This is a genomic window from Bradyrhizobium sp. SHOUNA76, from assembly GCF_023006445.1.
Lineage (GTDB): Bacteria > Pseudomonadota > Alphaproteobacteria > Rhizobiales > Xanthobacteraceae > Bradyrhizobium.
Genome location: NZ_JALBHA010000389.1, coordinates 1 through 6,425 on the forward strand (window position 1 = coordinate 1; position 6,425 = coordinate 6,425).

Below are 6,425 nucleotides of genomic sequence, written 5' to 3' on the forward strand. Positions count from 1 at the left end.
ACGCAAGCGCTGCTGCTGGAAGAAAGCAACCTCGGCAAGGTCAGCGATCCCGCGGCGGGCGCGGGCGGCATCGAGACGCTGACCGCGCAGCTTTGCGAGGCCGCGTGGGCGCTGTTCCGGGAGAGCGAGACAACCGGCGGCGCCTTTGCCGCGCTTCAGCAAGGCCTGTTTCAGAGCAAGGTCGCGGCCGCGCGAAAGGCGCGTGACGCCAACATCGCAAAACGCCGCGACGTGCTGACCGGCGCCAGCGAGTTTCCCAACCTGCACGAGAGCGAAACGAAGGTGCTCAAGGCGACACCGGTTGTGCTGGCACCGTACGGCGAGCAAAAATACAAGTTCGATGCGCTGCCGCCGATCCGGCTTGCGCAACCGTTCGAGGCGCTGCGCGACAAATCGGATGCGGCGCTCAAGTCGCGCGGCGCGCGGCCGAAAGTATTTCTGGCCAATCTCGGCACGCCCGCCGATTTCACGGCGCGCGCGACCTTCGCGAAAAGCTTCTTCGAGGCCGGTGGTATCGAGGCCACGGGCAGCGAGGGCTTTGCCGATCCGGCCAAGCTTGCTGCCGCCTTCAAGGCGTCCGGCGCCGAGCTTGCCTGCCTTTGTTCCAGCGACAAGGTCTATGCGGAACACGCGGAAGCTGCGGCCAAGGCCCTGCAAACGGCGGGCGCGCGACATATCTATTTGGCAGGCCGTCCGGCTGAGGCCGAAGCGGCGCAGCGGGCCGCCGGCGTCACGGGTTTTGTTTTCGCCGGAGGCGATGCGCTTGCGACGCTGCAGGACGCCTACGTTCGGATGGAGCAGCCATGACGGAAGCAGGTAAACCCGTTCTCACCGGCGGCTGCCAATGCGGCACGGTCCGCTTTGCGCTGACGGCTACACCGAACAAGGTGTCGATCTGCCACTGCCGGATGTGCCAGAAGGCCAGCGGCGCGCCGTTCGCCTCCTTTGCCGACATCAACAAGACGGACTTTGCCTGGACCAAGGGAAAGCCGTCGTTCTTCCGCTCCTCCACGATCGCCGAGCGCGGCTATTGCGCCGCCTGCGGCACGCCGCTGAGTTTTGGCCGCATCGACGGCGAGCGGATCGAGATCATGACCGGCGCGTTCGACCGCCCCGACCACGTGGTGCCAACGCGGCAATACGGAACTGAATCCCGGCTCGGTTGGGTCGTCGGAATCGCCAACCTGCCGAGCCAGACCACGCAGCAGAATTACGGGCCGGAGAAGATGGCGACGATCGTCAGCCATCAGCATCCGGATCATGATTGATGATATGGTTGAAGCCATGAGCCGCATTCCGAATTTCGCAGACGTCGCCTTCGCGAGGGCAACCACCGCCGCGCCTGCTGGCAGCGCCGAGCCGTGGCTGACGCCCGAGGGCATTCTGGTGAAGCCCGCTTATGGCGAGGCCGACCTCGCCGGGCTCGACTTCCTCGAGACCTATCCGGGCATCGCGCCCTATCTGCGCGGCCCCTACCCGACCATGTACGTCAACCAGCCCTGGACGGTCAGGCAATATGCCGGCTTCTCCACGGCGGAGGATTCCAACGCGTTCTACCGCCGCAACCTGGCGGCTGGACAGAAGGGCCTCTCGGTCGCCTTCGATCTCGCGACGCATCGCGGCTATGACAGCGACCATCCGCGCGTCGGCGGCGACGTCGGTATGGCCGGTGTTGCCATCGATTCCATCTACGACATGCGCACGCTGTTCGCGGGGATTCCGCTCGACCAGATGAGCGTATCCATGACCATGAACGGCGCGGTGCTGCCGATCCTCGCGCTCTATGTTGCGGCTGCGGGCGAACAGGGCGTGGCGCCGGAAAAACTGTCGGGCACCATTCAGAACGACATTCTGAAAGAGTTCATGGTGCGCAACACCTATATCTATCCGCCCGCGCCCTCGATGCGGATCATCTCGGACATTTTTGCGTACACCTCGCAAAAGATGCCGAAATACAATTCGATCTCGATCTCCGGCTATCACATGCAGGAGGCCGGCGCGACGCAGGACCTCGAGCTCGCCTACACGCTGGCCGACGGCGTCGAATATTTGCGCGCCGGCCTTGCCGCCGGTCTCGATGTCGACCGCTTCGCGCCGCGCCTGTCGTTCTTCTGGGCAATCGGCATGAACTTCTTCATGGAGGTCGCCAAGCTGCGCGCCGCGCGCCTGCTCTGGGCGAAGCTGCTCAAACCCTTCAATCCGAAGGACCCGCGCTCGCTGTCGCTGCGCACGCATAGCCAGACCTCGGGCTGGTCGTTGACCGCGCAGGATGTCTTCAACAACGTGATGCGCACCACCGTCGAGGCGATGGCGGCGACCCAGGGCCACACCCAGTCGCTGCACACCAACGCGCTCGACGAGGCGCTGGCGCTGCCGACGGATTTCTCGGCGCGCATCGCCCGCAACACCCAGCTGTTCCTGCAGCAGGAGAGCGGCACCACCCGCATCATCGATCCCTGGGGCGGCTCGTATTACGTCGAGCGGCTGACGCGTGACCTCGCGGCGAAGGCCTGGGCTCACATCCAGGAGGTCGAGGATCTCGGCGGCATGGCCAAGGCGATCGAAGCCGGCCTGCCGAAGCTGCGCATCGAGGAAGCCTCGGCCAAGACGCAGGCCCGCATCGATGCCGGCAAGCAGGCGGTGATCGGCGTCAACAAGTACAAGCCGACCGACGAGATGCCGATCGACATCCTGAAGGTCGACAACACCAATGTCCGGCGCCTGCAGATCGACAAGCTGACGCGGCTGAAGAGTGAGCGCAATCAGAAGGACGTCGATGCCGCGCTCGCGGCCATCACGCGTTCGGCCGGCGAAGGCAACGGCAATCTGCTCGCGCTCGCCATCGACGCGGCACGGGCGAAAGCAACCGTCGGCGAGATTTCGGACGCGATGGAGAAGGTGTTCGGCCGGCACCGCGCCGAGATCAAATCCATCACCGGCGTCTACAAGCGGGAGGCGTCCAGCATGGGCAACCAGGTCGAGAAGGTTCAGGCGCTGATCGACGCCTTCGAGGAGGCCGAGGGCCGCCGCCCGCGCATCCTGGTCGCCAAGATCGGCCAGGACGGCCACGACCGCGGCCAGAAGGTGATTGCGTCCGCCTTCGCCGACATCGGCTTCGACGTCGATATCGGGCCGTTGTTCGCGACCGCTGATGAAGCCGCGCGACAGGCGGTCGAGAACGACGTGCACATCCTCGGCGTCTCTTCGCTGGCCGCCGCGCACCTCACCGCCGTGCCGGAGCTGAAGGCCGCGCTGAAGAAGCAGGGCCGGGACGACATCATGATCATCGTCGGCGGCGTGGTGCCGCCGCAGGATTACGGCGCACTCTATGCCGCAGGGGCCGAGGCGATCTTCCCGCCGGGCACGGTGATTGCGGATGCAGCCGAGGAACTGATCCGCAAGCTGAATGCCCGGCTCGGGCATAGCGAGGCGGCGGAGTAGCTTCGTCGTCCATCTTCCAAAAAATGGAATTTGCGTGATGTTTCTCGCGCCGATGTTCATGCGCGCGTTTGCTGTCGCCACTGTTTGCAGCGCGCTGTTCGGCCCCTCCCTCGCCGCTGATCCCAAGCCCGATGCCGTTATCAAGACCAAGAGCGTCGACGCCCGCGTCTTCCTCGACGGCAGGATCAAGGCGGATGCCGCGCTCGCGGCGGACTGCCTTGCCGAAGGCAAAAAATGGCTCGACAAGAATGCCGCGGAAGCTGCCGCCTCGCGCAAGGCCGATCCGCAGTTTTTTAGAGAAGGCGGCTGGGATTTCGAACGCAAATATGAGATCCGCTCGGTGGTCGCCGACCGCTATGTCAGCGTCCTCCGCAACGACTACATGAACACCCATGGCGCGCATCCCAACTCGGACGTGAACACCATCCTGTGGGACAAGGCCGACAACAAGCGCATCTCGATCCGGCCGTTCTTCACCGAGACCGCCGACAACGGCACGACCATGAAGACGATGGTGAAGGCCATCATCGCCTCGCTGACGGCCGAGAAGAAGAAGCGCGGCGCCGGCGAAACCGTGACTGACGAATGGTTCAAGGAGCTGAAGCCGAGCCTGATGAGGATCGGCGCGGTGACGCTCGCGCCCTCGACCGAAGCGGGCAAGAGCTCCGGCCTCACCTTCCACTACCCGCCCTACGCCGTCGGTCCCTACGCCGAGGGCGAGTATGTGGCATTCGTGCCGTGGGAGTCGCTGAAGCCTTACCTCGCTGCGGAGGGCACCCGCATCTTCGGCGGCACGCGGCCGAAGGGCGACGCGGAACAGCAGTAGCGATGGCTAACTGGCCCGGGCCAGCGTCCGCGCAAGCGAATCCGCCCAACCGGGAATCCAGGACGCAAACAGGGCTTGCCAGCGATCGGCGTCCGCAGGTTCGGTATCGAGCGCGACCGACCATTCGATCAGGGTACGGTCGCCCTCGGTGATCGGACGCAGATGCATGGTGCCTTGATAGTGCGCCGGCGCCGTCCTCTGGCTTCCGTCATCCTGCGGATACGGCAGCGCTTCGAGACCGGCATAGGTCAAGGTGTGCTGCCGGTCCGAGTGATCGACCAGGCGCTGGCGGATCCAGTTGCCGAGATAGCAGAAGCGTCTGATGGCGCCGACTTCATCGCCGCGCTTGTCATCTTCGATCACGCTCTCGCTCACGCCGTCGATATAAGCGGGATAATTGTTGAAATCCCGGATCAGCGACCAGACTTCGTGGAGCGGGCGGTCCAGCACGGCGCTGTAATAGGCTTGGGTCATCGATGGTTGCCTTTGCTTTCGTTACGCGCTCAGATTGACGGCGCGTGCGAGCAAAACCCACCCGATTTCCGACTGCCCATCCGATGGGGCATGCAGTTTTCACACAACATGTCGATCTCGTTGGTAGCGCTACCTTGCGGCGGCGCTGCAAAGCCGACTAGAATGTCGCCATTGACAAGAGCGCCACGTCACGGGCGCCGCTGGGAGGCATTCAATGTCCAAGATTTCGCGCCGCACCTTTGCGGCTTCAACGGCCGCAGTCGCGGCATCCGCCGCATTCGGGTTCAAGCCCGCGCTCGCACAAGCCTATCCGGCGCGTCCGGTCACCGTGATCGTTCCCTGGGGCGCCGGCGGCGGAACCGATGCGACCGCGCGCATTGTCGCCGCGCTGCTGGAAAAAGATCTCGGTCAGCCCTTCAACGTGGTCAACCGAACCGGCGGCTCCGGCGTGGTCGGCCATAGCGCGATCGCGACCGCTCAGCCCGACGGCTACACCATCGGCATGCTCACCGTCGAAATCTCGATGATGCACTGGCAAGGCCTCACTGAGCTGACGCCGAAGAGCTACACCCCGCTGGCGCTGATGAACGAGGACCCCCCGGGCATCCAGGTCTCCTCCTCCTCGCCCTACAAGACGGTGAAGGAGCTCGCCGAGGCGATCAAGGCCGCCCCTCCCGGCAAGTTCAAGGCTTCGGGCACCGGCCAGGGCGGCATCTGGCATCTGGCGCTGGTCGGCTGGATGCAGGCGATGGGCCTGCCCGCCAACCAGGTCGCCTGGGTGCCGTCGACCGGCGCAGCGCCCGCGATGCAGGATCTCGCCGCCGGCGGCCTCGACCTCACCACCTGCTCGGTGCCGGAGGCGCGTGCCATCATCGAGGCGGGCAAGGCGAAGAGCCTCGCCATCATGGCCCCCGCGCGCAATCCGGTGTTCAAGGACGTGCCGACGCTGAAGGAGGCGATGGGCATCGACTACGCAACCGGCGCCTGGCGCGGCATCGGTGCACCGAAGAACCTGCCGCCGGAGATCGCAACCAAGCTCACCGCGGCGCTGAAGAAGGTCTACGAATCCGCCGAGTTCAGGGACTTCATGAGCAATCGCGGCTTCGGCACGGTCTGGGGCGATGCCACCCAGTTCGCAGGCTTCATGGACAAGGGCGACGCCCAGATGGGCGAAGCGATGAAGGCGGCTGGCCTGAGCAAGGCGTGATCCGGTACTGCGACGCTCAGATCGCCTCTCCCGCGCGCCTGTCCGCCGAAGCCTTGGCGAAGGCGGATGCGGGGGAGAGGTCGAATTCGAGCTTCGCTCGAATTCGGGTGAGGGGGAGCCTTCACGAGTCCAACTCTCACCGTTCTCGCGGAGACTCCCCCTCACCCCAACCCTCTCCCCGCAAGCGGGGCGAGGGAGACGAACACTCATAGGACTCCTCTCATGCGTCTTCCCGACTCCGTCACGGGATCGTTTCTCGTCGCGCTCGGCGCGGCGGCTGCCTATGGCGGCTGGATCTTGCCGCCGGTGCCGGGCCAGCCGGTCGGCCCCAACGTGTTTCCGCTGGTGATCGGCACGGGGCTGGCGCTGTGCGGGCTCGCGATCGTGTTCGGCGTCGGCCACTCCTTCGAGGAGGAGGAAGAACTGATCCCGCTTGAGGACGGCCAGGCGGCGGCCGCTCCACCGCCGCAGGGCAAG

Annotated in this window: 7 protein-coding genes; 6 read left to right on the plus strand and 1 reads right to left on the minus strand. The window is 65.2% G+C overall.

Annotated elements, in window-relative coordinates; all coding sequences use genetic code 11:
* The 4 genes from MOV74_RS28480 to MOV74_RS28495 all read left to right on the plus strand — a co-directional run.
* On the plus strand, positions 1-807 hold an 807-nt coding region (locus MOV74_RS28480; RefSeq protein ID WP_246929947.1), incomplete at its 5' end, for a methylmalonyl-CoA mutase family protein.
* The gene (locus tag MOV74_RS28485; RefSeq protein WP_246929949.1) at positions 804-1,268 is read left to right on the plus strand and encodes a GFA family protein; all 465 of its coding nucleotides are present in this window, start codon (positions 804-806) and stop codon (positions 1,266-1,268) included. The genes MOV74_RS28480 and MOV74_RS28485, both read left to right, overlap by 4 nt.
* Before the next feature lie 16 nt (positions 1,269-1,284).
* Positions 1,285-3,441 (plus strand): methylmalonyl-CoA mutase, encoded by a 2,157-nt coding sequence (gene scpA / locus MOV74_RS28490; protein WP_246929954.1) that lies wholly within the window; start codon positions 1,285-1,287, stop codon positions 3,439-3,441.
* Between the two features lie 52 nt (positions 3,442-3,493).
* A complete protein-coding gene (locus tag MOV74_RS28495) occupies positions 3,494-4,267 on the plus strand; it encodes an RsiV family protein (RefSeq protein WP_246929955.1) in 774 nt (257 codons plus the stop codon).
* 6 nt (positions 4,268-4,273) lie between these two features.
* Here the strand turns inward: MOV74_RS28495 and MOV74_RS28500 are convergent, their stop codons facing one another.
* Positions 4,274-4,741 carry an SRPBCC family protein gene (locus tag MOV74_RS28500; protein ID WP_246929951.1) on the minus strand — a complete coding sequence of 156 codons (468 nt, stop codon included), beginning with the start codon at positions 4,739-4,741 and terminating at the stop codon, positions 4,274-4,276.
* Positions 4,742-4,955: 214 nt separating this feature from the next.
* Here MOV74_RS28500 and MOV74_RS28505 point away from each other — a divergent pair, with 214 nt between their 5' ends.
* Both MOV74_RS28505 and MOV74_RS28510 read left to right on the plus strand, forming a co-directional pair.
* Entirely contained in the window at positions 4,956-5,948 is a 993-nt protein-coding gene (locus MOV74_RS28505; protein WP_246929952.1) for a tripartite tricarboxylate transporter substrate binding protein, read from the plus strand.
* A gap of 222 nt (positions 5,949-6,170) precedes the next feature.
* The coding region (locus MOV74_RS28510; RefSeq protein ID WP_246929953.1) for a tripartite tricarboxylate transporter TctB family protein at positions 6,171-6,425 on the plus strand (255 nt) is incomplete at its 3' end.